The organism is Streptomyces sp. NPDC092370 (genome assembly GCF_044755265.1).
Lineage (GTDB): Bacteria > Actinomycetota > Actinomycetes > Streptomycetales > Streptomycetaceae > Streptomyces.
On record NZ_JBIVQO010000011.1, the window covers coordinates 153731 to 176707 of the forward strand.

The window sequence follows — 22977 nt, forward strand, 5'->3', positions numbered from 1 at the left end:
ACCGCCCCGTCCTGGAGGTCCTGCCCGTGGAATCGTCCCCCGGCCCCGACAGCCGTCCCGAGCTGACGCACACGCAGTGGCACACCGTCCGTGAGTTCCTCGGGTGCGACTGCACCGATCCGGACCCGGCCGCCTGCACCGGCTCACCGCTCGACACCCCCCGCGCCGGTCCGTGCGGGCCGGCGCCCATGCACCGCCGGTGCCCGTGCCACCACATGCGCACGGCGACGGAACACTACGAGATCCGTGCGGCCGTCAGGGCGCGCAAGAACGACGCCACGAAGGTGCTGCGCGACTTCAGCGCGGCTGCCGAGCGATCACCCCATCCCGACGGCGCGGTGTGGGCGGAAGCTCTCAGGTGGGCGGTCGCCCGCTTGACGGGCGGACACGCGAGCCTCCACGCCGACGAGACGTTCGAGAAGCAGTTCGGCGCCCACCCCTACCGCTCGGCGTGGGCGCAGCCCGACCGTCCTGACACGCTTGACCGTGCCCCGCCGATCGTTCCCCCCTCCTGCCGGTCTTCTTGAACAGGATCGAGGTGTCAGCCGTCGAGCCAGTCACCTGCGAGGTCCGTGGGACGGTATCCCGTGGCGTTCCAGAGGAAATGCGGGTGTGCGCAGCCGAACATGTAGGCGAGCAGCGTGGTGTCCTCCCTCCCGGTTCGAGCGTCGTGCAGGGTGTGGAACATCTCGGATCCGACTGCGCCGGCGTCTTGTTGGACCTGACGCGCGCGGTCCTTGGACGCCGCGGCGCTGGATGCCTCCACGGCGGCTATGTAGGTGCGGCGCAGGATTTCCCATGTGCTGTCGGTGTTGCCGTGCCAGGGACCGTGCAGTGCTTCGAAGGCGTGCAGCTCGGCGTCGAAGAGCGGCCAGGTGCGGGGGTACTGGGCTCGGCAGCGCGCGGACAGCTCGGCGGTCCGGGCGCTCAGTGCCGGCGCGGTGGGCCGCGGGGTGATGGTGAGGGTGGTGCCGTGGCTGAGGATGCCGGTGCATGCGTTGGGCTGCAGGTCGCAGAGCGGGCACCCCTCGGCCGGGGGGAGTCCCTGGGTGATGCCGTCGAACCACAGGGCGTGGCGGCCCGTGAGTCCCATCCAGACGATGGTCGTGGTCATCAGCCAGGTGTTCCACATCGGGTCATGCGCCTCCGGCGTGCAGCCGTACTTGACGAGGGCGATGGCGCAGGCAGCGTAGAAGGCCTTGGTATGGGTGGGCATGTCGGCGAGCCAGAAGTTGCTGATCTCGCCGGTGAGCGCGTCGACTCGTACGTCGGCCATGTCGTCGATGACGCGGCACAGCAGCAGGGAGGCGAGGTGTTCCTCCTGCCAGAGCTCGGTGTCGGGCGAGACGTGCCAGAACAGGCAGTCCAGCATCTGGAGGATCGAGTAGGTGCTCTGGCTGAGCGGGTTGGTCTGGGGGAGTACGACGCTGCCCGCGTGGTGCTGCCGGAGCCAGTACTCGTCGACGGATCGCTTGTGGGCGGCGAAGAGTCCGCAGACCAGGGCTCGTGCGCTGTTGGTGCTGAAACGCTCGGCCAAGCGGCCTTCCACGAGTTGGGTGAGATGCGTGGTGTCGATGGTATCGATCACGCGTTTGTATTCGTGAAAGACGAGGATGTCGTCCTCGAAGCGGTGGCGGTGGCCGAGGTCCCGTTCGAGGTCGTTCATCTGCCGGGTCCAGGACCATCCACCGGTCAGGACGCTGTCGAGTTCCCGGCGGTAGGGCCAGGTCTTGACTGTGAGGGGACGGCCGGCGCTCTGCCGCCAACCGTAGTCATCCAGCGTGCGCGCGGGGGGCGCGGGGAGCCGACGGCACAGCGGGCAGGCGCAGTCGGTTGCTTGCTCCTCCTCGCGCGCCGGGGCGAGCGCCCGGCTTCTCCACGCCTCTTCGAGCAGCGTGCTGGTCAGCCGGCAGACCTCGACATCGGTGCCGACCTGAGGGAACGCTTCTTCGATCACGCGCAGACTGGCGTCGAGTTGTTTCAACCTGGCGTAGCCCTCCTCGTCGGGCGGGAGGAACGCGCGCGGCGTCAGACGCAGGGCCCCCTCCACGTGCAGCGTGGTGCCGGACTGGGGGGATCCGAGGCCGGCCAGCCGCCGCTGAACGGCGTTCTGGCACCTTCGGTGCTCTTCGGTGCTCCCATTGAGGTGCTTGGCCAAGAGACGTGCCAGGGCGTTCCCGGCCTCCCCCGGCTGGAGCCGGGCGCTGGGCTGCGCCGGGACCACGCTGTCGGTGGGCGCCTTCAGGCCAGCACCTTCGACTCGAGATTTCATACCGGTCTCCCTTCAAGCTGTGGCCCTGCCAACGGAATTGACCGGCCGTGGTGGTTGGCCGATCGGGCCGAGAATCTGCTGTGCCTTCCGCGGACGGACCAAGCCGAACGGCCGGTCTTCTGCGACCGGTTCCGGTTCCTACGGCACGACCGAGAGGGGCGCGACTGCCGTGGCGACCGCCGGGGGAGTGGAGCGGGGCGCCCCTACCGGGAAGGAATCGCGGCCCGTCAGATGCGCTGCCGCTCCAGGAAGACCAGGACGTCCGCTGACAGGGGGGTCGACGGGGAGTCGAACCTGACGTCCTGAGGCATGCGCTTCCTTTCGGGAGACGGACCGCAGAGTCCCCCCGGCCCTGCGAACAGGCGGCCGCCGAGACCACCCGCGCAATCGAACTGGACTTCACAGAACGAAAGTTGAACCGAGAAGCGCTACGAGGCTGCCCAGAGCGTAAATGATCTACACCGTGATACGACCGTGATCTGGGTTACTGCTCAAGCCTCATGAGCTGCGTATACTCGCGCGCCCTCACGCACGTGAAGGTGATCGGTGCCCTCGCGATCAGTCGGCCGGATCCCCGATGCCCGTGTGTACTGGGTGCACGCGCTCACGGTGAGAGGGGTAAGGCGACGATGCAGGTGCCAGAGGCCCGGCGGGCGGTCGCTGTGGCCTTGTCGATCGCCTCCTCACTCGATCTGACGGTGGATGACGCGGTCGTTCTTCATGACTCCAACAAGCTCACCCTGCGTCTGCTGCCTTGTGACGTCGTGGCCCGGGTGGCGCCTGTGGCGCAGCAGGTCGCGCAGTTCGAAGTGGAGCTTGCTCGGCGGCTCGCGGAAACCGGGTGCCCTGTGGCTGCTCTCGCCCCCCGAGTGGAGCCGCGGGTTCACGAGCGTGATGGCTTCGTGGTCACGCTGTGGACCTACTACGAGCCCGTCACAGCCGGTGAGGTCTCACCGGCCGACTACGCCGGTGCGCTGGAACGGCTCCATGCCGGCATGCGCACACTCGAAGTGCCCGCGCCGCGCTTCACGGAGCGAGTGGAGCAGGCTCAGCGACTCGTGGCGAACCGCTGCCGGACTCCGGCGCTCGCCGACGCGGACCGGCAGGTGCTCGGTGACACCTTACGGAGTCTGAAACGAAGGATCGGCGAGCGGAGCGGCGCGGAGCAGTTGCTGCACGGCGAGCCGCACCCGGGAAACCTGCTCACCACGGCTGACGGGCCGCTGTTCGTCGATCTTGAGACGTGTTGCCGTGGGCCCGTCGAGTTCGACCTCGCGCATGCGCCCGAGGAGGTCGGCGCGCACTATCCGGGTGTCGACCAGAGCCTGTTGCGCGAGTGCCGCATCCTCGTGCTGGCGATGGTCACCACGTGGCGCTGGGATCGGGACGACCAGTTCCCGGACGGCCGTCGACGGGGTACGGAGTGGCTCAGCCGGATCCGGGCGGCACTCGATGGCAACGGCCTGGATGGTCACGGCTGATGGCGTCCCCGCTTGCGCGTGTCAGGCGCGGGAGGAGCCTTCAGCGCGTTGCGCGCGGCACCGGGAGCCAGTGAAGCCCCGGCTCAGGGATGCGAGACGCGGCACGTGCGTCAGTCGCGCCGGACCAAGAAGCGCTCAGGCGACGAAGATGCAGAAGGGATGACCCGCGGGATCGGCGTAGACCCGGAAAGGTTCGTCAGGGCCCTGCTCGTTGTCGGACAGCAGACGGCCTCCGAGGCTCACGACGCGCTCGTGCTGCGCCCTGAGATCCTCGACCGACGACACGCTCAGGTCCAAGTGCAGTTGCTGTGGCACCCGGCCTTCGGGCCACGTCGGCGGTGTCAAGCGGTCGACATGCTGGAAGGCCAGCCGGGGGGTGCCGTCGGGGGTGCGCAACACCAGCCAGTCCCGACCCCGTTCGTCGGGTCCCCCTGCCTCGGGCGGCTCGTCCCCGGCGCCGTAGACCAGTCCGAGCAACGAGCGGTAGAACTCCGCGAGTCCTCGGATGTCGGTGCTGTCGAGCACCACCTGATGCATTCTCAGCGACCCCGGCTCGTCCATGCCGATCACCTCCGGCTGAAAGAGTGCCCGGCGAGTGGGTTCAAAACCGTTCGTCCTCTGGCGGGCGACCGGAAGCCCGAAGCGAGGGGAGCTCCGGGCGGCGACGGGGCGTGGAGGCGGCTTTCTCGAACACATCAGTCCGGGCATCAACCGGTTTGACTTTACTTTCCCTTAGCGATTGGCTGCGACTCCGACCTTTCATGATCCGGGGGGATCCCTATGAGCCGCACGGTCCGTGCAGCCGTCCATACCGTCGCTGTCACCTGTCTCGCGCTCGGCCTCAGCTCCTGTTCCGAGGCGGTCGACCAGGTCGACAAGGCGGTGGACACCACGTACGAGGTCACCTACGAGGTCACGGGGAAGAACGTCGACTCGATCGACTTCCACGGCGGCGGTGGCAAGGCCATGGAGCCGAAGGTCGAGTCGGTGTCCGAGCCGAAGCTGCCCTGGAAGAAGACGGTCACCCTGCGGGGCATCATGCCCGCGGCCGTCATCCCGGTCGCCGTGGACCCCGAGGGCTCTGAGGTGGCCTGCAAGATCATCTACGAGGGCAAAGTGCTCGACGAACGAAGCGCCAAGGGTCTGGTGACCGCCGGCGGTTGCACCGCGGCATCTCCGATCACGGAGTAGCCGAAGTCGTTGACCCAGCACTGCTGTGAGGCGATGACCGGCCGCGTGGACGTCCGCTGCGAGCAGCACGGCGACCCTTTCGCCTGTCCTGACGCGCTGGTCGACTTCAGCGCCAGGTTCCAGTGAACCGGCTCGGTTCTGGAGTGGGGTGTCCGGCTGTCCGCTGCATCGGTTTGTCGGAGGCGGACGCTTGTGGCGAGAACACCAAGATGGTTGCGCGCAGCGTGCGTTCGCGAGCGGGAGCGTCAGCCGCGGGCCAGGGTGCGACCGAGGAGCGGAAGCAGGCGGTCCCAATGGAGTTGCATCGCTGAAGGGTTGAAGGCGTCGGTGTCTGACATGGTGAAGCCGTGGACGGTGCCGGGGTAGATCTCGGAGGTGTGGTCGACACCCGCGGCATCCAGCGCATGGTTGAGCTCGCCCAGGGCCTCGGGCGTCATGTCGGTTGCGGCATGGCCGAGATGGACCCGGGCGGCGAGCTGGGAGAGGTGCAGGCGGTCGGGCCCGTCGATGATCACGGGGCCGTGGAACGAGGCGACGGCGGCCACTGGACCGGAGTGGGCGGCGGCGGTCCGCATCGCCAGGAGGCCGCCGATGCAGTAGCCGGTCACCGCGACCGGTCCGGCGCTGACCTCGGGCTGCGCGGTGAGGAAGTCGAGATAGGCGTTGGCGTCACTCAGGACGCGTTCGGTCGTGTGCTCCTGGATCAAGGGCATCAGCCGGGCCATGATCGCGGGCCGGTCCGCTTCTCCGATGTGCCCGGGAAGTGTGATCACCGGCGCGGGGCCGTGACGGTAGAAGAGATTGGGGACGAGCACGTAGTACCCGTGCCCGGCGAGTTCGCCGGCCATCTCCCGCAGCACCGGCCGGACGCCGAAACCGTCCGGGTACATCAGTACCCCCGGGTGCCGCCCGCCGTGGACGGGGAGGGCGGCGAAGGCGTCGGCCAGGCCGTCCTCGGTGGGGATCCGCAGCGTCTTGATCGGCACAGTTCTTCCTACCTGGGTTCGGGGGAGTGTTAGTCGCACTAACGTTTTCGGCTCGCGTGAACGTATATCGTTAGTCGGACTAACGCAACGGAGAAGGAGTCATGACCGGAGCCGAAACAGCGGACCTGCCCGACGAAGGCGCGCTCAGAACGCCCGACAGACTGCGTCGGCAGGCGAGCCGGCTGCTGTCTCAGCTCACTATGAGGTCGGACCGACTGGTCACCGAAGCACTGGCCCAAGTCGACGCCCGCAAGTGGCACTACGCCGTGCTGGCCTCACTGGAGGAGTACGGGCCGGCCAGCCAGGCGGAGCTGAGCAGGCGTTCCGGGATCTTCCGCAGCGACATGGTCGGCGTGCTGAACGAACTGGCCGGGCGTGACCTCGTCGAGCGGACCCCCGATCCCGGCGACCGGCGCCGCAACGTCATCACGATCTCCCCTCGGGGCCGCCGCCATCTGCGCCGCCTCGACGAGACCCTGGACGACGTTCACAACACACTGCTCGCACCGCTGAGCCCTGCCGAACGCGACCAGTTCGTGCGGCTGCTCACTCGCTTGCTGGGCCACCACACCCGGACTTCTTGAATCGCGTGGAGTGTCGCATGCCGGCGCTGTCGGATGGCGGGAGGCGATGCCGGCCGGGCTGACGTCCTGGGTGGCCGCCGACGAGGCGGGCGCGGGCCCTCTTCTGAGGGGGACGGTTCGGCGGCGTGGACGGTCGGCCATCAACGTGGGCGACCTGGACCACGACGTCGTCCACTGGCTGGCCCCCCTCACCGACGTTGAGTACGCCGCCGCTGCTCTCCGGGGTGAGCCTGCCCCTCCCCGCGCGGGTGTTGAAGACCCATACGCCCAGCTTCACGGTCACCGGCTCCGCCTCGCCGTCGCCCGTGATCTCCTCGCTGTGGCTGCGGGGCACCGGCCGGTCGGCACCCTCCCTTCTCTGCACTACGTTGAGCGAGGTGCGAGACCGCCCAGGTGTGTCAGGGGCTCGGCGGGTTCTCGCGCTCGGCCGGCCTCCGGGGCCCGAATTTCTCGTCGCTCGGCGGCAAGCCTCAGGGGCTCGGCGCGGTCAGGTACCGCTGGATCGTCGGTGCCAGCCATGCCACGATCTCCGCCCGCGCCAGCCCCACCGCCGGCGGCATCCGCAGCACGTACCGCGTGAGCGCCAGCCCCAGCAGCTGCGACGCCATGAGTGCGGCCCGTGCCGGGACCTGCTCGGGGTCGGGGCACACCTGCCGGGCGACCGGCAGCAGCTGGTCCCGCAGGATGCCCTGCATGCGCTCCGCCCCGGCCTGGTTGGTCACGCCGACCCGCAGCAAGGCGGTGAGAACCTCGTTGTTCTCCCACATGTCGAGGAAGTGCTCGACGAGGGTCCGCCCCGCGTCCTGCCGACGGTCCGCCCCGCTCACGTCCGGCAGCCGCAGGTCGATGGCGACGGCCGCCGCGAAGAGGCCCTCCTTGTTGCGGTAGTACCGCATCACCATCGACGGATCGATGTTCGCGTCCTTGGCGATGGCGCGGATGGTGGCTCGCTCGTAGCCGTCGGTCGCGAAGCGCTCGCGGGCCGCCGCGAGGATCGCGCCGCGAGTGGCGTCGGAGCGGCGGGGGGCGCCGGAGCCGGGAACCGTGGGGGTGCTGTCGCTGCCGTTCATGCCAACGAGCGTAGGCCAACGACTGTAGGTCAACAAGTGTTCGCCAACGGTTGTTTGCCAACGGTGTTTGCCAACGGCTGTTGACATGCTTCTCGGTGCTTCACTATCTTCGTCAACGAGCGTTGGCCAACATTCGTTGGCAACTGGTGATGGCAAGCAAGCGTTGGCAACAGGAGGCCACCATGAACGGCACCGCCACCCACCGCACCGTGATCGTCGTCGGCTCCGGCCCCACCGGCCTCCTCCTCGCCGGTGACCTCGCCACAGCCGGCGTCACCGTGACTCTCGTCGAGAAGCGGCCGCGCAAGATCAGCAACCTCTCCCGCGCCTTCGGGGTGCACGCACGCACTTTGGAGCAGCTCGACGCCCGCGGCCTCGCCGACGAACTCCTCACCACCGGCGACACCATCACCGGCCTGCGGCTCTTCCGCCGCCTCTCCCTCGATCTGAGCACGCTGCCCTCGCGTTTCCCGTTCCTGCTCATCACCCCGCAGTACGAGGTCGAGCGGCTCCTGGAGCGGCGGGCCCGGGAGGCTGGGGTCGAGTTCGCGTATGAGAGCGAGGTCGTGGGGCTGCGGCAGGACGACGAGGGGGTCGACCTCGACGTGCGCGGCGCGGACGGGACGGTCGTCACCCGCCGGGCGGCCTATGTCGTCGGAGCCGACGGTCACCGGAGCGCCGTGCGGGAGGCGGTCGGCATGGACTTCCCCGGTGTCTCCGTCATCAAGTCGCTGATCCTGGCCGATGTCCGGCTGGCCGAGAAGCCCGAGGGTGTCCTCACCGTCAACGGCCGCGGCGACGCCTTCGCGATGATCGCCTCCTTCGGCGACGGCTGGTACCGGGTCATGGGCTGGAACCGCCGCAACGAGGTCTCCGACGACGCCCCGCTCGACCTCGACGAGGTCAAGGACATCACCCGCCATGCCCTGGGCACCGACTACGGCATGCACGACGCCCGCTGGCTCTCCCGTTTCCACAGTGACGAGCGCCAGGCACCGCACTACCGGGTCGGGCGGGTCTTCCTCGCCGGGGACGCCGCGCACATCCACTCCCCGGCCGGCGGGCAGGGCATGAACACCGGCCTCCAGGACGCCGCCAACCTGAGCTGGAAGCTCGCCGCGGCCATCCAGGGCCGGGCGCCCGAAGGGCTCCTTGACAGCTATGAGGCCGAGCGCCACCCGGTCGGCAGGGCGGTGCTGCGCAGCAGTGGCGGACTGGTCCGGCTGGCCCGCGCGCGGAATCCGCTGCTGCGTGCCGCCCGCGACCTTGTCTCCGCGTTCGTCGACATGGCCCCGCCCGTCCAGCGCAAGGCCCTGGGGCAGATCACCGGGATCGGCTACGCCTACCCCGCCCCCCGCGGCGCCCACCGCCTCACCGGCACCCGCGTTCCCGACGTCGCCCTGAAGGACGGCCGGCTCTACGAGGCGCTGCGCGGCGGCCGGTTCGTGGTGATCACGCCCGAGACGTACGAAGGCCCCGGTGTCCGTGAGGGGTGGCTGACCGTGGAGCGCTGGGCGGGCGACCGCCGGACGACCGTCCTGGTACGGCCCGACGGATACGTGGGCTGGGCGGCGGAGGGCGCGGACGCGGCGGGGATCGAGGAAGCGGTGGCCCGGTATCTGGGCTAGGCCCTCTCGGCTGGATCATCCCGGCGTCGCGGGTCGAGGTGGTCGAGAGGCGCCGCATCTCACGGCCGGGCGAGGCCCTGGACGACCTCGGTCGCTCCGCCGAGGTCGACGCCCGCCTCGCCTGTCGAAGGGTTCCTGCTCCACGAGCGTGCCGGCTGGCCCGGCTGCGGGGGAGCGGGCGGGGCGGCGTGGGCGAACCGGGCGAACGCACCGAACGTGGTGACCGTTCCGTGAGGTCCTGCGCCGGGCCCGCCCCCTGCCCGGCACCGGCGCACCCCCTGCCGCGGCGGGCCCCGCGTCAGCGACAAGCGGCCGCAGTGCTCGTTGAGGACGACGCGGTCGTAGGTGCGGTAGTTGATGCGGTTGCCGCGGCCGGTGACCGCCCTGCCAGCGGCAGCACCGGCATGAAGCGCTCGACCCGGGGGGGGCGGGAGTCGAGCCAGGTCATTCGACCGTCGTCGAAAGACCGGCTGAAGCGCCGTCCGCTCGTGCGCGGAGCCCGGACAGGCCGTCGGCCAAGGGCAGGGCCGGCCAAGGGAGCCGCCGGTTCAGGCGATGGACGCAGAAATCACGGCCGAGACAGCGAGGTTGCAGGAGGCCGTCACCCAGACCGCAGGATGAGGCTCCTCCTCGACCAGCGTGGCACCGAGGCGACCTGGGGTGACCAGGTCCACCACCCAGAACGCCACCGCCATCATCACCAGTCCCAGCAGGCCGAACGCCGCGGTCGAGACCAGTCCCTTGCCGAAGTCCTCGTACGTCGTCCAGATGGACGTGAACACGATGCCGCCGATACCGAGCAGCGCGGAGCTGAGGACCGTGGCGGCATTGCGATTGCGCTGTTCCCAGATCTGCCGGCCGAGTTTCCCGGGCGTCAGCACATCGACCAGGACGATGCCGAGGACCAACAGAACCAGCCCCAGACCGCCGTACGCAGTGGCCCGCCCGAGTCCGTTGACGATGTCGCTCATGGGGTTGCCGACTCCGAAGCTAGGGATCATGACTGATCGCGGTCAAGGAGAGGCAAAATGTAGCGCACGCACGCCGCCCGCCGAACGGCGCCCGCCCCTCCGTGGGGCTCAGCGGCGACAGTTCACACCCCCCGTTGCCGCCGGGTGCGGCAACGGCCCCGAGGGTGATGCGTGTCACGGTCAAGGTGTTCGGACCGGGCTTGCGCGATCATGGCCGGATGGAGGCTCGTTTCCTTGGCATCGCCGACCTGACCCAAGCTCCGCGCGTGGCGGTCGTGGTCGACGTCATGCGTGCTTTCACGGTGGCTGCCTGGGTCTTCGCCCGAGGGGCGGAGAAGATCGTTCTTGCAGAGTCGCTGGACGAAGCCCTGGCGCTGAAGGCTCGCCACCCGGAATGGGTGACGCTCAAGGACGGGCCGCCCGCGCCCGGCTTCGACAGGGTCAACTCGCCGGGGCTGTTGCGCTCTGCCGACCTCGACGGACGCACGGTCGTACAGAAGACCACGGCAGGGACGGTCGGCGCCCTGGCGGTCAAGGAGGCGTCGCTGGTGCTGTGCGCCGGTTTCGTGGTGGCGGAGGCGACGGCTCGGCTCTTGCGGGCTCGCGAGTGCGACCGTGTCACGTTCGTGGTCACGGGCGAGGGCGGACAGGCCGATGAAGACCTGGCGTGCGCTCAATACATTGCCCGGAGGGCCACCGGGGCCGACACGGACGCCACCGACTTCCTCCGCCGAGCCGGCGACTCGCGCGCCGCCGCCGAGCTCGCGACGGGGGTGCGTCAAGGAGTTCATCCCGATGACGTCGCACTCTGTCTTGAGCTGGATCGCTTCCCCTTTGCCCTGGTGGCGACCCTGGAGGACTCGCTCATGGTCCTCCGCCGGTGTGCCGTGCCTTCGCCGACCGACGAGGCTTCGACCTGATCGCACCAGCCGGCCAGGCAGGTCTCGACGCACCGTAGGGTGCACGTGGCAGGGTGGTTCGGCCCCGATACGGCGGACGCCGTGCCCCACCTGAAAGGGAAGGACCGACAGGACATGCGCGTCATCGTGACCCACGGCCGGGGAGAGGCGCTCCGATGAGCGGAGCCGAGGGATGGGAACCCGTTCTCTTCCACACCAGCGGGCGCGCCGCCCACATCACGCTCAACCGGCCTCGGGCCCTGAACGCCCTCACCCACACCATGGTCCGCCGCATCGACGAGGCGCTGACCGCGTGGGAGCAGGACCCGGCCGTGGAGACCGTCGTCCTCACGGGCGTGGGGGAGCGCGGCCTGTGTGCCGGCGGTGACATCCGTGCCATCCACGACGACGCCCGCGACGGTGACGGCACTGCCTCCGCCGTGTTCTGGCGCGACGAGTACCACCTCAACGCCCGCATCGCCCGCTTCCCCAAGCCGTACGTCGCCATCATGGACGGCATCGTCATGGGCGGCGGAGTGGGCCTCTCGGCGCACGGCAGCGTCCGTTTCGTCACCGAGCGGTCCCGGGTCGCCATGCCGGAGACCGGCATCGGTTTCGTGCCGGACGTGGGCGGCACTCATCTGCTCGCCCGGGCCCCCGGGGAGTTGGGCACCCACCTTGCCCTGACGGGCACTCAGGTCGGAGCCGCCGACGCGCTGCTGTGCGGGCTCGCCGACCACTACGTGCCGACGGCCGCGCTGCCGGACCTCGTCGACACCCTGGCCGACGCGCCGGCGGGGGAGGCTCCGGCAGGCCGTGTGCGGACACCTCCGCCTGGGGTTCTGGCCGCCCAGCGTGACTGGATCGACGCCTGTTACGCCGTCGACACCGTCGAGGAGATCGTGCGTCGGCTGCTCGCGCATGGTGATCCGGCCGCCAAACAGGCCGCGGAGACCCTGCTCGCCAAGTCGCCGACCGCCCTCAAGGTCACCCTCGCCTCCCTGCGCCGAGCCCGGAGGCTCGGCACGCTGGAGTCGGTCCTGAACCAGGAATACCGCGTCTCGTGCGCCGCCCTGCACACACCCGACCTGGTGGAGGGAATCCGCGCCCAGGTCATCGACAAGGACCGCAGGCCGCGGTGGTCACCGAAAACCCTCACCGAGGTCACCGAGGCCGCTGTCGAGCGCTTCTTCGCCCCGCTCGGCGATCGCGAACTCGGCCTGTGAGCGGACGGGTGCTCAAGGGGAGCCCGGCTCGGCGTCGAAAGGCCCGCAGTTCGTCTTGCGGGAATGGATACTTGGGCGCCTGAATCGGCCGACGGTGGTTTGCGGGGTGCCGGGGTGGCGACGCTCCGGCACCCCATCTGTTTCAGGAATGGTCAGAGCATGAGCAGCAGCCGTGTGTGGGGTACGAGTTTCCGGTTGACGCTGGTGCTTTGCACGAAGATGGTGAAGTGGTCGTTGTGGTCCGGCTTGACGCGGACTTCCGTAGGGGGCAATCCGAGCAGGGTTCGGGCCGCGGGTCCCGTGTACACGCGATCCGTCTTCTTCTCCAGCACCGCGATCTGCTTCTGCGCCTGGATCTTCTCCGACTTGCTCAGTTGGTAGAACGCCTTGCCGGTCTGGTAGGTGTGCCCGCACTCGGTCACCCATTCCCTGATCGCCGCGTCGCGGGTCACGGGGATCAGCTGGTACTTCGACGGGTCGACCGGGGTGAGACCGGCTGCCTTGATGGTGTCTTCGTTGACCGCTTCCGCGCCGGTGGAGAAGACCGCTCGCGATCCCCGGATGCCCTGGGTTCGGCCCACCATGAAGTTCTCGGTGGCCTGCCGGATGACCTGCCCGGCCTCCTCCAGGCCTTGCGTGCTGGTGGCGTCCCATATGGCGATGTTGTCCTTGGGGAACCCGCACTGCATGGCCTCGCGCTTGCCCATTTGGTCGGGCACCAGAACGGCCAGCGTCCAGTTGTCCTGCTGTGTCGCGATCATCTGGGCCACGGCCTGGACCAGTTGACGCGGATCCCTGCCGTGGGAATCCGGGCAGCGGTGGCTCGCGTTCTCCTGCCCGTCGGTGAGCACGAATGTCAGAAAGCTGTGATCGCCGTACAGTTGGGCCGTTTGAGCCAGCTCGCTCTGTGACTTCAGTGCGGCCGCCAGGAGGGCCGTCATTCCACCGGTCCGGTACAACTGCTTCAATGACGGCATACGCAGCACGTCCTTGTCGTAGATGACGCACTCCACCTTGTCGGCGAAGGCGTACACCGTGACGCGGGTTTCTTGGTCCAGTTCCCTGGAACGGCGGGCGAGATACGCGATCTGCTGGTCGGCGACTTCGACGACCTTGCGGCTCAGGTGCGACATGGACGAGCTGGCATCCAGCACTAGAGCGACGTGATTGATGTAATTCTGGCTTCCGGACATCACAGCTCCCCCTTGTTCCGGCTTGATGTCCCTACCTTCTCACCCACCACTGACAATCGATCTCGCTCCCGTGCCCGCGGGCAACCGGGGTTCACCGGGAGAGCACCTCACGCCGCAACGGTTCACGCGGACCGAGGTGCCGGTGGGCTCGCGCCAGGAGACCTCGTGGTGGTCGTCGTCCAACCGGACGAGGTCGGCCTCCTGGTCCTTGACCCAGCGTCCGCCCACCATGCCGGCGTGGATCCGGTAGTCGATGGTGGTCGGTTCTTGACGTAGATCTCGTACCGCCAGCCGTTGGCGTACGTGCAGAGGAACCGGTGGCCGACGATCCCGGGAAGCTGCTGCGGGAGTACGGGGTTCCGGACGGTGGTCTCGTGTGCTCCGGGGCTGACCACGGGGGCCTTGTCCTTCTCGCTCAGTGCGCTGTGCCGCTTCGCACCCGCGGCGCGGGGGATCTGCCGGAACTTCCCGAGGTGCGCGTCGAGCTCCTGCGGCTCCTGCCTGACACCGGCGCTCTCGCCGCCGAGGCCGCGACCCGGTTATGGGCAGCCACCTCGACAACCGGACATCCCGCTGCGCCGTGACCGCCTGCGGCCTCGTCGAGCGGAAGGCGTCGTCTGCCGATCGGCCCACCTGTGCCGGACGGCCTCCGCCAGGCCGTCGAGGGTGGGTGCTGCCCGCGCTCACGGAGTTGATCCGTGCTCCCGACCGGGAGGCGTGGAATCCCCGAGTCGGGGTATCCGCTTGCCGGTGGACGGGAAGGGCCGCGACACCTGGGGAGGTCGAAGCGGCCCTTCCCCATGCCCTGCCCACGGCCCTGCCTGCAGTTCCTCCTGACCGCCCGGAGTCTCCAGACGGCCCCCTCGCGCTGTGCGCTCAGACGGGCCGGTCGGGACCTCGCCGCACGCTTGAGCGGGCGGAGGAGGCCGGGGGTGTCGTCGAACCCTCTCAGCGGCATCCGTACATGGCCGCGGCGAAGTCAGCGCGTGGCCAAGAGGCCGCCCACCAAGGCCCGCAGTCCGTCCAGGTAGGTGTCCTCGGCGGTCAGCGGCGCCCAGCGGTCCGCGACCTGTGCCAAGCGGGGCAGCTCGCCGGGGTCGAGATCGGCGACGGACTGCTCCCGGGGTTGCGGGAAGGCACCGCCGTGATCGTCCCCCGCGGTCGCTGGCACCGGCTGGAGCTGGAAGCCCCCAGCGACCTGATGTCGATCACCCTTCGTGACGGTACCCGCCTCGAGAAGCGAACCGGCACCGACTGAGAGGGACGACGGTCCGGGAGAAGTGCTGCCGCCGGGGCACCACAGGTCCCAGCCGGGGTCTCCGCCCGCCGCCACCACGACCACCGTGGACGGCCGGGAGCCGGACGGGGCCCAGGTGGAATCGGCGCACCCGGACCGCTGGATCGGATCCCCGGCCGACCGCTCCCACACGTCACCGGTCGCGATCGCCCGACCCGGCGGATCGGCCGGTGACACGGTCGCGCGGAGCGTCGGCTCCGGCAGGCTCCACGGCCATGGCCGCGAGGGTCAGGCCGTGCTCTTCTCGCGGCCACGGCCCGCTCCGGCCAGGGCGTCGATGAGTTCCTCCCGGCTCACCTTCGACCGGCCGGGCACGTTCTGCCCGGTGGCCCGCCGGGGCAGAGCTCGGCCTTGCCCTGCTGCCGCAGCCCGGCGTTGCCCGTACCCCGCCGGCCGCGAGCAGCGGAGGACGAACGGCCGGACTTCCACGGCGATACCCAGCTGATGTCCCTCTCATGAGGTAGCGCAAATCGGCGGCCCGCATCTTGTAATCCCGGCCGACCGGTGACGCCCTCGACCCGTCCACGACATCGGCAGGCGCACCTACCCGCGACGCGCCACAGCTGGAGCGACCGGCGCTACGACAGCAGCATGCGCGTCCACGCCACGGCCAGGAGCGTGCAGGCGAGGGTGAACAACCCCTGCACCACGGCGGTGAAAGGCATCCTCAGACGGGCGTGCACGAAGGCACCGGTCGCCGCCACGGCCGGAATACCCCAGATGACGAGCCAGATCAGAACAGGGGTGTCGCGGGAGTGCGCGGGGCGCGAGGAGTGCGGCGACGGCGCGGTTCCCATGCCGACCACGAAGAGCAGTATCCCGCCGACGACCACGATGACGGCGTCCGCGACCACGAACAGCAGGGCGACGCCGACGTCGGTCAGCCGGGAAGGGCGTTGGCGCCGGGGAGGCGCCGGGGAGTCCTGGTCATCCACGGGCGGTGAGGCCATGACTCGACTGCACCACGGAATGGCGCGTTCGGCGCCGTCCGGGACCGTGAAGCGTCCCAACCGTGACCACCGGGCCGTAAGCACCGGGCCCACGCGTGTCCCGGCGGCACCAGCACCGGGCCCACGCGTGTCCCGGCGGCACCAGCACCGGGCCCCGCCCGGCCGCGAGATGTCGACGCATCACCCGCAGCCGGCCGGAAGCTCCGCAAGGCCGAGGTGCAGGCCAATCCGGGCGGGCGTTCACGGTGCCCCGAACCGCGCAGCGTCCGGAACACGGCCCGTGCGGCCTCGGTTCGAGGGCCCGCATCCGTGAGCGTCGACCTCGGCTTCGACTCCAAGTTGTTCAGGATTTCCTGAATTCAGGATTTCTTGTACTCTCATGGGTGTGTTGACCATCGCCCCGGACGTCGAAGTGCTCGCGCGCTTCGGCCGCGCTCTCGCAGACCCCATCCGCTGCCAGCTGTTGCTGGCCCTGCGGAAGGCGCCCGCCTACCCGTCGGACCTGGCCGAGACGATCGGTGTCTCCCGCACCCGGCTGTCGAACCACCTGGCCTGCCTGCGCGACTGCGGCCTGGTCGTCGCAGTCCCGGACGGCCGCCGCACGCGCTATGAACTCGCCGACGACCGCATCGGACACGCACTGGACGACCTGCGCACCGCCGTGGTCGCCGTGGAAACGGACCGCACCTGCCCCGACGCCGACACCAAGGGATGCTGCTGATGACCGCGATATCCCTCGGCCCGAGCCCCGCCCGCCGCGACGCACTGACCCGTCGCATACGGCTGTTGGTCGCCGGCACGATCGCCTACAACGTCATCGAAGCGATCGTCGCCATCACCGCCGGCACGATCGCCTCCTCCACCGCCCTGATCGGCTTCGGGCTCGACTCCGTCATCGAAGTCTCCTCCGCCGCCGCGGTCGCCTGGCAGTTCTCCCCGGCCGATCACGCCGTGCGGGAAGCACGCGAGCAGCGCACCCTGCGCATCATCGCGATCTCGTTCTTCGCCCTCGCCGTGTACGTCGCCGTCGACGCCGTCAGGGCCCTGACCGGCACCGGTGAAGCCGAACGCTCCCTCCCCGGCATCGCCCTCGCCGCCCTCTCCCTGGCGATCATGCCGTTCCTGTCCGCCGCCCAGCGCCGTGCCGGCCGCGAACTCGGTTCCGCCAGCGCGGTCGCCGACTCCAAGCAGACCCTGCTGTGCACCTACCTGTCGGCAGTCCTCCTCGTCGGCCTGGTCCTCAACGCCACTCTCGGCTGGTCCTGGGCCGACCCGCTCGCCGCCCTCGTCATCGCCGGCATGGCTCTCAAGGAAGGCCGCGACGCCTGGCAGGGCAAGGGCTGCTGCGTCCCCACCGCTGTCCCGGCGGCCGACACCCGGACCGAGCTCCGGGCAGGCGGCGCGTGCGGCTGCGGCCCGGGCCGCTCCTGCTGTTCGTGAACATCACGTTGCCATACCGCCCCTCCTCGGGCGACTGCCTCGATACTGGCCGGGCTGTCGAGGAGCGGGGACCGTGGTGGAGTGGACGATCCGGGCCGGGCCGGCGGCCGGGCTGCTGATATCGACAGTGACCGCGCCCGGCGTGTCCGGGGCCGTCTTCCGTCTCCCGGTCCAGCGCAGCCTCCTCGGCGTGCCGAGCCCCGCTGTCACGCGACGAACCTGTTGTTCAACGCGGTGGCAGGGCCAGGCGCCCTGTGGCGGTACCGTCGCGACGGCGCTCTGCGTGGCGGACTGGCCCGGCGCCTGGTCTGCTGGTCGCTGCCCGGGGTGGTCACCGGCGCCGCCGTCCCTGTCCACGCCCTCCCCGGTCCGGATGTCTTCCGGCTGTGGGTCGCCGCCCTTCTCCTGCCGCTCGGCACCTGGCTGTGCCCGCGCACTCTGCGGGCGAACCACATCCAGCCGCCTCCCGGCACGAACGCCGAGCCGTCGCCGGCCGCACGCGCCGCCCTGACCCTGACCGTCGGCGTGGTGGGCGGGATCTACGGGCGGGATCCACGGCATCGGAGGCGGCTCCCTGCTCGGGCCGACCGATCCTCGCCGCCCGCGGCATGCCCCTGGCCCGCATCGCACCGGCCACGCTCGCCGCGACCTTCGCCACTTCCGCCGCCGAAACCGCCGCGTATGCCGTGCTCGCCACCACGAGCTCCGGTCCCGTCGCGCCCCAGTGGTCCCTGGGTCTTGCCTGTGGCCTCGGCGGCCTCGTCGGCGGCCATCTCGGTGCGCAACTCCGGCCCCGCGTACCCGAAGCCGCACTCGGCGTCCTGCTCGGCGCGCTCGCCGCCGCCCTCGGCACGCTGCACGCGGCCCAGTATCCGTGCTGCCGGTGAAGACCTGCCGTGTGCGGCCGGTCGGTTCCGGCGCGAAGGAGCCTTGAGTTCCGAGAAGGAGGCGGGGTCCGAGCGGGCGCCGTCGGACGGGTGCACGGACGGGACCCGCTCGGTGTGCCGGTGATCGGTCAGGCTGTGTGCAGCCTCAGTCCGTACCGGTTGAGGATCTCGTTGACGGGCTGATGCCAGGTCTCGCCGCCGCTGCCGCAGTTGCCCCAGCCGCCCGAGGTGACGCCTTGGGCTTGGTCGCCGCTGATGAAGGAGCCGCCCGAGTCACCGGGCTCGGCGCAGACGCTGGTCTTCGTCATCTGGTGGACGGCACCCTGGCTGTAGTTCACCGTCTCGTTCTTCGCCAGCACCCTGCCGCAGTGCCAGTGGGTGGTGGAACCGGAACGGCAGACGGACGCACCCACCGGGGCCTCGGCCGAGCCGCGGACGAGCTGGTCGGGGACCGTGCCCCAGCCGAGCACCACCGGTACCGTCCACCAGCCGCTGCCCACGTTCACCCAGGCGTAGTCGTTGTCGGGGAACGACGACCCCTTGAAGTTGCCGATGTAGGAACGGTCCCAGCCGTACACCGCCGCGCTCGGTGAGCCGCAGTGCCCGGCGGTGACGAAGCCGCCGTGCACCGAGAAGCCGATGGAGCAGCGGACGTTGCCGGTGTAGTAGGGATCGCCGCCCACGGTGCCGGCGGCGAAGGTGCGCGGTGCGGCAGGGGTCTGCCGCACCGTCACGGGAGCGGCCTGGCGGGCTCGGGAGAGGAAGGCCTGGACATCGTTGTCGTCCCGGTGCGATGCGACGATGTTCACGACGACCTTGTTGGCCTTCGGGTCCACGTGCCAACTCCCGACTCCGGCAGGGGCTCGCAGCGCATCGAGCCTCTCCATCGCCGCGTCGAGTTGGCGGGCGTTGTACCGCACGAGGCGGACAGCTGCTCCGCTCGCGCGTACGGCGTCGGCACGCGCGGCTCGGGTGACGGCGACGGTGAGTCTGCCGCTGCCGGCGTCGAACCAGGAGCCGCCGTAGGCCGAACCGGCGGCACTGCGCGCCTTGCGTTCGACGGCTGACGCCGCCTTCTCCGCGGCCAGGCGTGCTTCCGCTTCGTCTCGGGTCAGCCCCAAGTCGCGCTGCATCGCGGTCAGGAGCTCGGCGGAAGCCGGAGCTTCGGTGGAAGCGGGTGTTTCGGTGGAGCGGGCGGGACCCTCCACGGCGGAGGCAGGCAGGGCACTCGCGGTCGCCCAGGAGCCGAGCAGGAGCAGAGCGGACAGTCCGGTGCGCAGGATTGTGGTGCGTCTCAAGGGATGCCCCTTCGTTGTTCCAGCAGGGTGGGGATGGAACAGCAGAGCTTGAGAGCGCTCTCGGGATACGCGCGGCAGAGCCTAGCCCGTCATCATGAAAAGGTATAGGCCTATGACCGGGCCGCGTGCTGTCGGACGACGCGAGTGGCTTGTCGCGTACCCCGGCACCCGATACGGCGACAGCGCGCTCACGCCGAACCGCCGAAGTCCCGTGTCTGTTGGGGCGGAGGCGGGGCATACGGGCTTCACCCCCTTCGAGAGGAGCTCGTTTCATGCTCGGCATAGTCGCGGCGGTGCTGTTCTTCTTCGCGTTCTTGATCAACGCGGCAGAGATCAGCACCAACGATGTGTTCTCTTCGACGAACGTCATGTTGCTGGGCTTGCTGTGCCTGGCCCTGCAGGTGGCCGGCGTCGGCGGCGGCTGGAGCCGCAGACGGTGACCTCGCCCCCGGGCCGGAAGGCCTGTTGAGGGGCGTCCGCGAAGGGCCCGTCAGCAAGTTGCTGACGGGCCCTTACTGATCGTTTCAGGATCTGGTGCGCGCAGTCGCTTCCCGAACCGCGCCGTGCCCACGTCGAGCTCCCGGCCGTGCGACCCGTCGAGATCGCGCGTCCTCCAGGCCCGGCCAGTCCCGCAGGCGCGGCAGACCGTCCTTCCGCCGGCAGCCGCCCGCTCTGCCGATGGTGTCTTCCTGACAGGTGTCAGGAAGACACCGAAGGCCAGTCCGGATACGTTCCCGGGAATCCGCGGCGCATCGGTATGCGGCACACCGCGGTCACCGGCGCGCTTCACGCCGGAGGAGCCCGTGCGGAGTCGGACCATCACCCGGACGAGTCCCTGGTGCCCTTGCTCATCACGAAAGGAATGGCATGTCCCTACTGAAACGGTACGCATCGCTCGCGGCCGCAGCGGTGGCCCTCCTGGCGTTGGGAATGGCCGGACCGGCATCCGCGCAGACGGCACAGCCCCGGGCGGCTTTCGACGAACAGGCCCGCGCTGCCGGCCTCAGCCGAGACCAAGCCGACGCTCTCCAGGCGAAGGTGGACCGCTACCTTGCCCGCCAGGACGGACGGCAGGTCTCGGCGAACGAGATCGTCCTGGCCGACGGTGCCACGCTGACGGTCACCGTCCCCGGCGAGAAGCAGGTGCGCGAGTTGGGAACGTCGGCCGGAAGCCGTGCCGCGGCACAGTGGGAGTGCGACTACGGGTATTTCTGCATGTTCCGTCAGCAACTCGGCCTGGGCGACCGACTGGCCCTGTACCACTGCCAGGACTACGCACTGCAGAACTGGACCGGCGACGGCTCGTACTACAACCATCAGACGCCGGGCACCCGCGCATTGTTCAAGAACCAGAACCGCAACGTCATCTTCACCACGCCTGGCGCCACCTACAGTGAGCCGAGTTACAACTGGACTCCCGTCTGGTACGTCAGGCCCTGCTGACTGATCGTTTCAGATGTGGCGGGGGGTCGGCTCAAGCGACTCCGTACGAGCGGCCGGTGATCCTGTCACCACGCCAGGAGCCGACCGTGCCGCCGACCCGCAATGGGGCCGCGGTCGACGGCGGATGCTCCAGATCGCCGATCGCCGCCAGCGGAACGGCGGTATCTCGCTACGGGAGGGGCGGCGTCGCAGAATCGATCGGATACGTGGGCATCGGTTCGGGAACCGCGGTCGGGGTGCCGCTGGTGGCGAGCGAACCCGGGATCACGGTCGCGGCTCCGTCTCGACCCGGCCCGATGTCCTGCTCGGGAAGGCGCAGCCAGATCACCGTCCCGGTCGAGTTCGACGTGCAGTGGGGCGACGAGCGCATCCCGCGCGAGGCCGGTCTGGCGCTGTGCGACCGCCTTCGCCTCGAAGGAAGAGACGTTGCGCGCCAATGCGGGCAAGCACATGGAACTGCCCAGGTGCGAGGCCGACAGCGCGGCTCCGGTTCCTCGCCAGGCAACTCGGCCGGTCGGTCACCGCACCGGGCTGCGGGTGAGCGGCAGCGGCATCCGGTCCCCAGCGGGCGCCGTCGCCGTGGTCCGGACGGAGGCCGCCTACCCGCATGTCCCGACGCCCAGTGGCAGCGGCGCCGAGCATTCTCTACGACTCGTCGCTTCGCAGACCGACGCGCGCCAGGTAGCGGCCGAGTTGTTCCGGGCTGTCGGCAGCCAGACCGATGTGGTGGTCAGGGCGGATCAGGAACAGTCCTGTGCCCAGTTCCCGGGTGAGCGGCCCGTCGGTCACCTGGTGCGTGCGGATACCCGCCGTCGCCCGGGGCGGTGCACAGTTCACCGCGATCAGCGTGAAGTGCGGGCCTCTCAGCAGGTCGAAGAGATTCCGGCGGGCGCCGTCGGCGGTGACACACGCGAGGTCGGGCGCACGGTCGCCCGCCTGGACACCGGCCGGGGAACGGCGTTCGCGGGCGTCGATGGAAAGCTCACTGTCGCGGTAGTGCACCGACAGCAGATGGCAGACCCGCCCCCGGTAGCGTGACTGGTCACCGTCCGCCGGCTTGCGGCCGGCTCGGTACAGGCGGGTGCTGAGGTCCAGGACGCCCGCCGCGACGGGTCGGCGCTCGGCCTCGTAGCTGTCCAGCAGTGTGTCCGGGGCGTGGCAGGCGATGACCTGGCCGAGCTTCCAGCCGAGGTTGTGGGCGTCCTGCACGCCGATGTTCAGTCCTTGGCCGCCACCGGGCGGGTGGAGGTGAGCGGCGTCCCCGGCGAGCAGAACGCGCCCCTCTCGGAAGCGTTCGGCCAGTGCGGTGCGGGGCCGGTAGAACGAGCACCACCGCACGTCCGTGACGGCGTCCGCGGGCAGGTGGGTTCGGGCGGCGACCAGACTGCGCACGGTCTCGGGCGTCGCGGTGAACTCCTCGCCGGTGATTTTGGCGTTGAGCTGGAAGTCGGCCGTTCCGGGCAGCGGGCACAGCAGCAGTTCCCCGGGCGGGTCGTCGGGCCAGATGTGCCAGTGATCGCGGTCCAGGCCCCTGACTCGTACGTCCGCCACCACTGCCGAGCGCAGCCCGCGATCCTCACCCTTCATGGCGATGCCCAAGGACTCGCGCACCGCGCTGTGGCTGCCGTCGGCGCCCACCAGGTAGAGCGCTGTCATCTCGCGGCTGCCACCGTCGGCCCGCGCCACCTCGGCCGTCACGTGCGTGTCCGCCTGAGCGAGGGACGTGAGCCGGGCACCGCACTCCAGGGTTCCACCCAGCTCGAGCAGCCGATCGCGCAGGATGTCCTGCGTACGCCACTGGGGAACCAGCCACTGCTGCGGCTGACGTGATACCGGGGCCTCCGGGTCCGGCTCGATGAGCTGCCACTCGCCCTGGCGCTCGCCGTCTCGCCAGGTCTGCATGGGAGGGAAGGCGGCGCCGGCTGCCTTCAGCGCGTCATCGACGCCCAGGTCGTCGAACGTCTCCAGCGTTCGTGCCTGCAGGCTCTTGCCACGCGAACCGGCGGAAAGCTCGTCGGCCGCCTCGATGACATGGGTCCGCACGCCGCGCCTGGCCAGGTCGCAGGCGAGGGTGAGGCCGGTCGGTCCGCCGCCGACGACCAGCACGTCCACAGCCGGCCGCAGTGGTGTCTGAAGGGTGGGGTCGGGCACGTCTCCCTGC

Annotated in this window: 21 protein-coding genes and 4 pseudogenes; 14 read left to right on the forward strand and 11 right to left on the reverse strand. The window is 69.9% G+C overall.

Annotated features, from left to right (window positions below):
- The first annotated feature begins 26 nt into the window (after window positions 1–26).
- Window positions 27–527 (forward strand): hypothetical protein, encoded by a 501-nt coding sequence (locus tag ACIQHQ_RS28960; RefSeq protein ID WP_402617132.1) that lies wholly within the window; start codon window positions 27–29, stop codon window positions 525–527.
- A gap of 14 nt (window positions 528–541) precedes the next feature.
- Here ACIQHQ_RS28960 and ACIQHQ_RS28965 read toward each other — a convergent pair whose 3' ends face one another.
- Window positions 542–2272: a hypothetical protein gene (locus ACIQHQ_RS28965; RefSeq protein WP_402617135.1), complete on the reverse strand. Its 1731-nt coding sequence runs from the start codon at window positions 2270–2272 to the stop codon at window positions 542–544.
- 629 nt (window positions 2273–2901) lie between these two features.
- Between ACIQHQ_RS28965 and ACIQHQ_RS28970 the strand changes: the two genes are divergently transcribed.
- Window positions 2902–3753, forward strand: a complete 852-nt coding sequence (locus ACIQHQ_RS28970) for a phosphotransferase enzyme family protein (protein WP_402617138.1) — start codon at window positions 2902–2904, stop codon at window positions 3751–3753.
- 135 nt (window positions 3754–3888) lie between these two features.
- Here ACIQHQ_RS28970 and ACIQHQ_RS28975 read toward each other — a convergent pair whose 3' ends face one another.
- On the reverse strand, window positions 3889–4314 hold the full coding sequence (locus ACIQHQ_RS28975) for a VOC family protein (RefSeq protein WP_402617140.1): 426 nt from the start codon (window positions 4312–4314) through the stop codon (window positions 3889–3891).
- Between the two features lie 219 nt (window positions 4315–4533).
- Between ACIQHQ_RS28975 and ACIQHQ_RS28980 the strand changes: the two genes are divergently transcribed.
- Both ACIQHQ_RS28980 and ACIQHQ_RS28985 read left to right on the forward strand, forming a co-directional pair.
- Entirely contained in the window at window positions 4534–4944 is a 411-nt protein-coding gene (locus ACIQHQ_RS28980; RefSeq protein WP_402617143.1) for an MmpS family transport accessory protein, read from the forward strand.
- A gap of 9 nt (window positions 4945–4953) precedes the next feature.
- On the forward strand, window positions 4954–5070 hold the full coding sequence (locus ACIQHQ_RS28985; protein WP_402617146.1) for a DUF6980 family protein: 117 nt from the start codon (window positions 4954–4956) through the stop codon (window positions 5068–5070).
- A gap of 119 nt (window positions 5071–5189) precedes the next feature.
- Here ACIQHQ_RS28985 and ACIQHQ_RS28990 read toward each other — a convergent pair whose 3' ends face one another.
- Window positions 5190–5930: a dienelactone hydrolase family protein gene (locus ACIQHQ_RS28990; RefSeq protein WP_402617149.1), complete on the reverse strand. Its 741-nt coding sequence runs from the start codon at window positions 5928–5930 to the stop codon at window positions 5190–5192.
- A gap of 101 nt (window positions 5931–6031) precedes the next feature.
- Here ACIQHQ_RS28990 and ACIQHQ_RS28995 point away from each other — a divergent pair, with 101 nt between their 5' ends.
- Window positions 6032–6514, forward strand: coding sequence for a MarR family winged helix-turn-helix transcriptional regulator (locus ACIQHQ_RS28995; RefSeq protein WP_402617152.1), 483 nt, complete (start codon window positions 6032–6034; stop codon window positions 6512–6514).
- Between the two features lie 470 nt (window positions 6515–6984).
- Here the strand turns inward: ACIQHQ_RS28995 and ACIQHQ_RS29000 are convergent, their stop codons facing one another.
- Window positions 6985–7584 (reverse strand): TetR family transcriptional regulator, encoded by a 600-nt coding sequence (locus tag ACIQHQ_RS29000; protein WP_402617156.1) that lies wholly within the window; start codon window positions 7582–7584, stop codon window positions 6985–6987.
- 182 nt (window positions 7585–7766) lie between these two features.
- Here ACIQHQ_RS29000 and ACIQHQ_RS29005 point away from each other — a divergent pair, with 182 nt between their 5' ends.
- Window positions 7767–9212, forward strand: coding sequence for an FAD-dependent monooxygenase (locus tag ACIQHQ_RS29005; protein ID WP_402617159.1), 1446 nt, complete (start codon window positions 7767–7769; stop codon window positions 9210–9212).
- Window positions 9213–9760: 548 nt separating this feature from the next.
- On the opposite strand, the gene ACIQHQ_RS29010 is transcribed toward ACIQHQ_RS29005, so the two are convergent.
- Complete coding sequence (locus tag ACIQHQ_RS29010) at window positions 9761–10183, reverse strand: DUF350 domain-containing protein (protein WP_402617162.1); 423 nt, start codon at window positions 10181–10183, stop codon at window positions 9761–9763.
- Between the two features lie 218 nt (window positions 10184–10401).
- Between ACIQHQ_RS29010 and ACIQHQ_RS29015 the strand changes: the two genes are divergently transcribed.
- Window positions 10402–11103 carry a 2-phosphosulfolactate phosphatase gene (locus ACIQHQ_RS29015; protein ID WP_402617466.1) on the forward strand — a complete coding sequence of 234 codons (702 nt, stop codon included), beginning with the start codon at window positions 10402–10404 and terminating at the stop codon, window positions 11101–11103.
- Window positions 11104–11258: 155 nt separating this feature from the next.
- A complete protein-coding gene (locus ACIQHQ_RS29020; RefSeq protein ID WP_402617165.1) occupies window positions 11259–12308 on the forward strand; it encodes an enoyl-CoA hydratase/isomerase family protein in 1050 nt (349 codons plus the stop codon).
- 152 nt (window positions 12309–12460) lie between these two features.
- On the opposite strand, the gene ACIQHQ_RS29025 is transcribed toward ACIQHQ_RS29020, so the two are convergent.
- From ACIQHQ_RS29025 to ACIQHQ_RS29035, 3 genes and pseudogenes are all read right to left on the reverse strand, one after another.
- Window positions 12461–13501 (reverse strand): VWA domain-containing protein, encoded by a 1041-nt coding sequence (locus ACIQHQ_RS29025; RefSeq protein WP_402617168.1) that lies wholly within the window; start codon window positions 13499–13501, stop codon window positions 12461–12463.
- Window positions 13502–13582: 81 nt separating this feature from the next.
- Window positions 13583–13896, reverse strand: a pseudogene (locus ACIQHQ_RS29030) (phenolic acid decarboxylase); the annotation flags it as partial.
- Between the two features lie 584 nt (window positions 13897–14480).
- Window positions 14481–14624: pseudogene (locus ACIQHQ_RS29035) on the reverse strand (TetR/AcrR family transcriptional regulator); the annotation flags it as partial.
- Window positions 14625–14627: 3 nt separating this feature from the next.
- Between ACIQHQ_RS29035 and ACIQHQ_RS29040 the strand changes: the two are divergent.
- Window positions 14628–14759 (forward strand): annotated as a pseudogene (locus ACIQHQ_RS29040) (cupin); the annotation flags it as partial.
- Window positions 14760–15376: 617 nt separating this feature from the next.
- Here ACIQHQ_RS29040 and ACIQHQ_RS29045 read toward each other — a convergent pair.
- The gene (locus ACIQHQ_RS29045) at window positions 15377–15748 is read right to left on the reverse strand and encodes a hypothetical protein (RefSeq protein WP_402617170.1); all 372 of its coding nucleotides are present in this window, start codon (window positions 15746–15748) and stop codon (window positions 15377–15379) included.
- Window positions 15749–16133: 385 nt separating this feature from the next.
- Between ACIQHQ_RS29045 and ACIQHQ_RS29050 the strand changes: the two genes are divergently transcribed.
- From ACIQHQ_RS29050 to ACIQHQ_RS29060, 3 genes and pseudogenes are all read left to right on the forward strand, one after another.
- Entirely contained in the window at window positions 16134–16469 is a 336-nt protein-coding gene (locus tag ACIQHQ_RS29050) for an ArsR/SmtB family transcription factor (RefSeq protein ID WP_402617468.1), read from the forward strand.
- Window positions 16469–17188, forward strand: a complete 720-nt coding sequence (locus ACIQHQ_RS29055) for a cation diffusion facilitator family transporter (RefSeq protein ID WP_402617173.1) — start codon at window positions 16469–16471, stop codon at window positions 17186–17188. The genes ACIQHQ_RS29050 and ACIQHQ_RS29055 overlap by 1 nt, the downstream gene beginning before the upstream one ends.
- A gap of 76 nt (window positions 17189–17264) precedes the next feature.
- A pseudogene (locus ACIQHQ_RS29060) lies at window positions 17265–18075 on the forward strand (sulfite exporter TauE/SafE family protein).
- A gap of 128 nt (window positions 18076–18203) precedes the next feature.
- On the opposite strand, the gene ACIQHQ_RS29065 reads toward ACIQHQ_RS29060, so the two are convergent.
- Window positions 18204–19373: a S1 family peptidase gene (locus ACIQHQ_RS29065; RefSeq protein ID WP_402617176.1), complete on the reverse strand. Its 1170-nt coding sequence runs from the start codon at window positions 19371–19373 to the stop codon at window positions 18204–18206.
- Window positions 19374–19645: 272 nt separating this feature from the next.
- Between ACIQHQ_RS29065 and ACIQHQ_RS29070 the strand changes: the two genes are divergently transcribed.
- Together ACIQHQ_RS29070 and ACIQHQ_RS29075 are read left to right on the forward strand one after the other, a co-directional pair.
- Window positions 19646–19813 carry a hypothetical protein gene (locus tag ACIQHQ_RS29070; protein ID WP_283970683.1) on the forward strand — a complete coding sequence of 56 codons (168 nt, stop codon included), beginning with the start codon at window positions 19646–19648 and terminating at the stop codon, window positions 19811–19813.
- A gap of 427 nt (window positions 19814–20240) precedes the next feature.
- Window positions 20241–20816: a hypothetical protein gene (locus ACIQHQ_RS29075; RefSeq protein ID WP_402617180.1), complete on the forward strand. Its 576-nt coding sequence runs from the start codon at window positions 20241–20243 to the stop codon at window positions 20814–20816.
- Window positions 20817–21461: 645 nt separating this feature from the next.
- On the opposite strand, the gene ACIQHQ_RS29080 is transcribed toward ACIQHQ_RS29075, so the two are convergent.
- A complete protein-coding gene (locus tag ACIQHQ_RS29080; protein ID WP_402617183.1) occupies window positions 21462–22967 on the reverse strand; it encodes an FAD-dependent oxidoreductase in 1506 nt (501 codons plus the stop codon).
- Window positions 22968–22977: the final 10 nt, after the last annotated feature.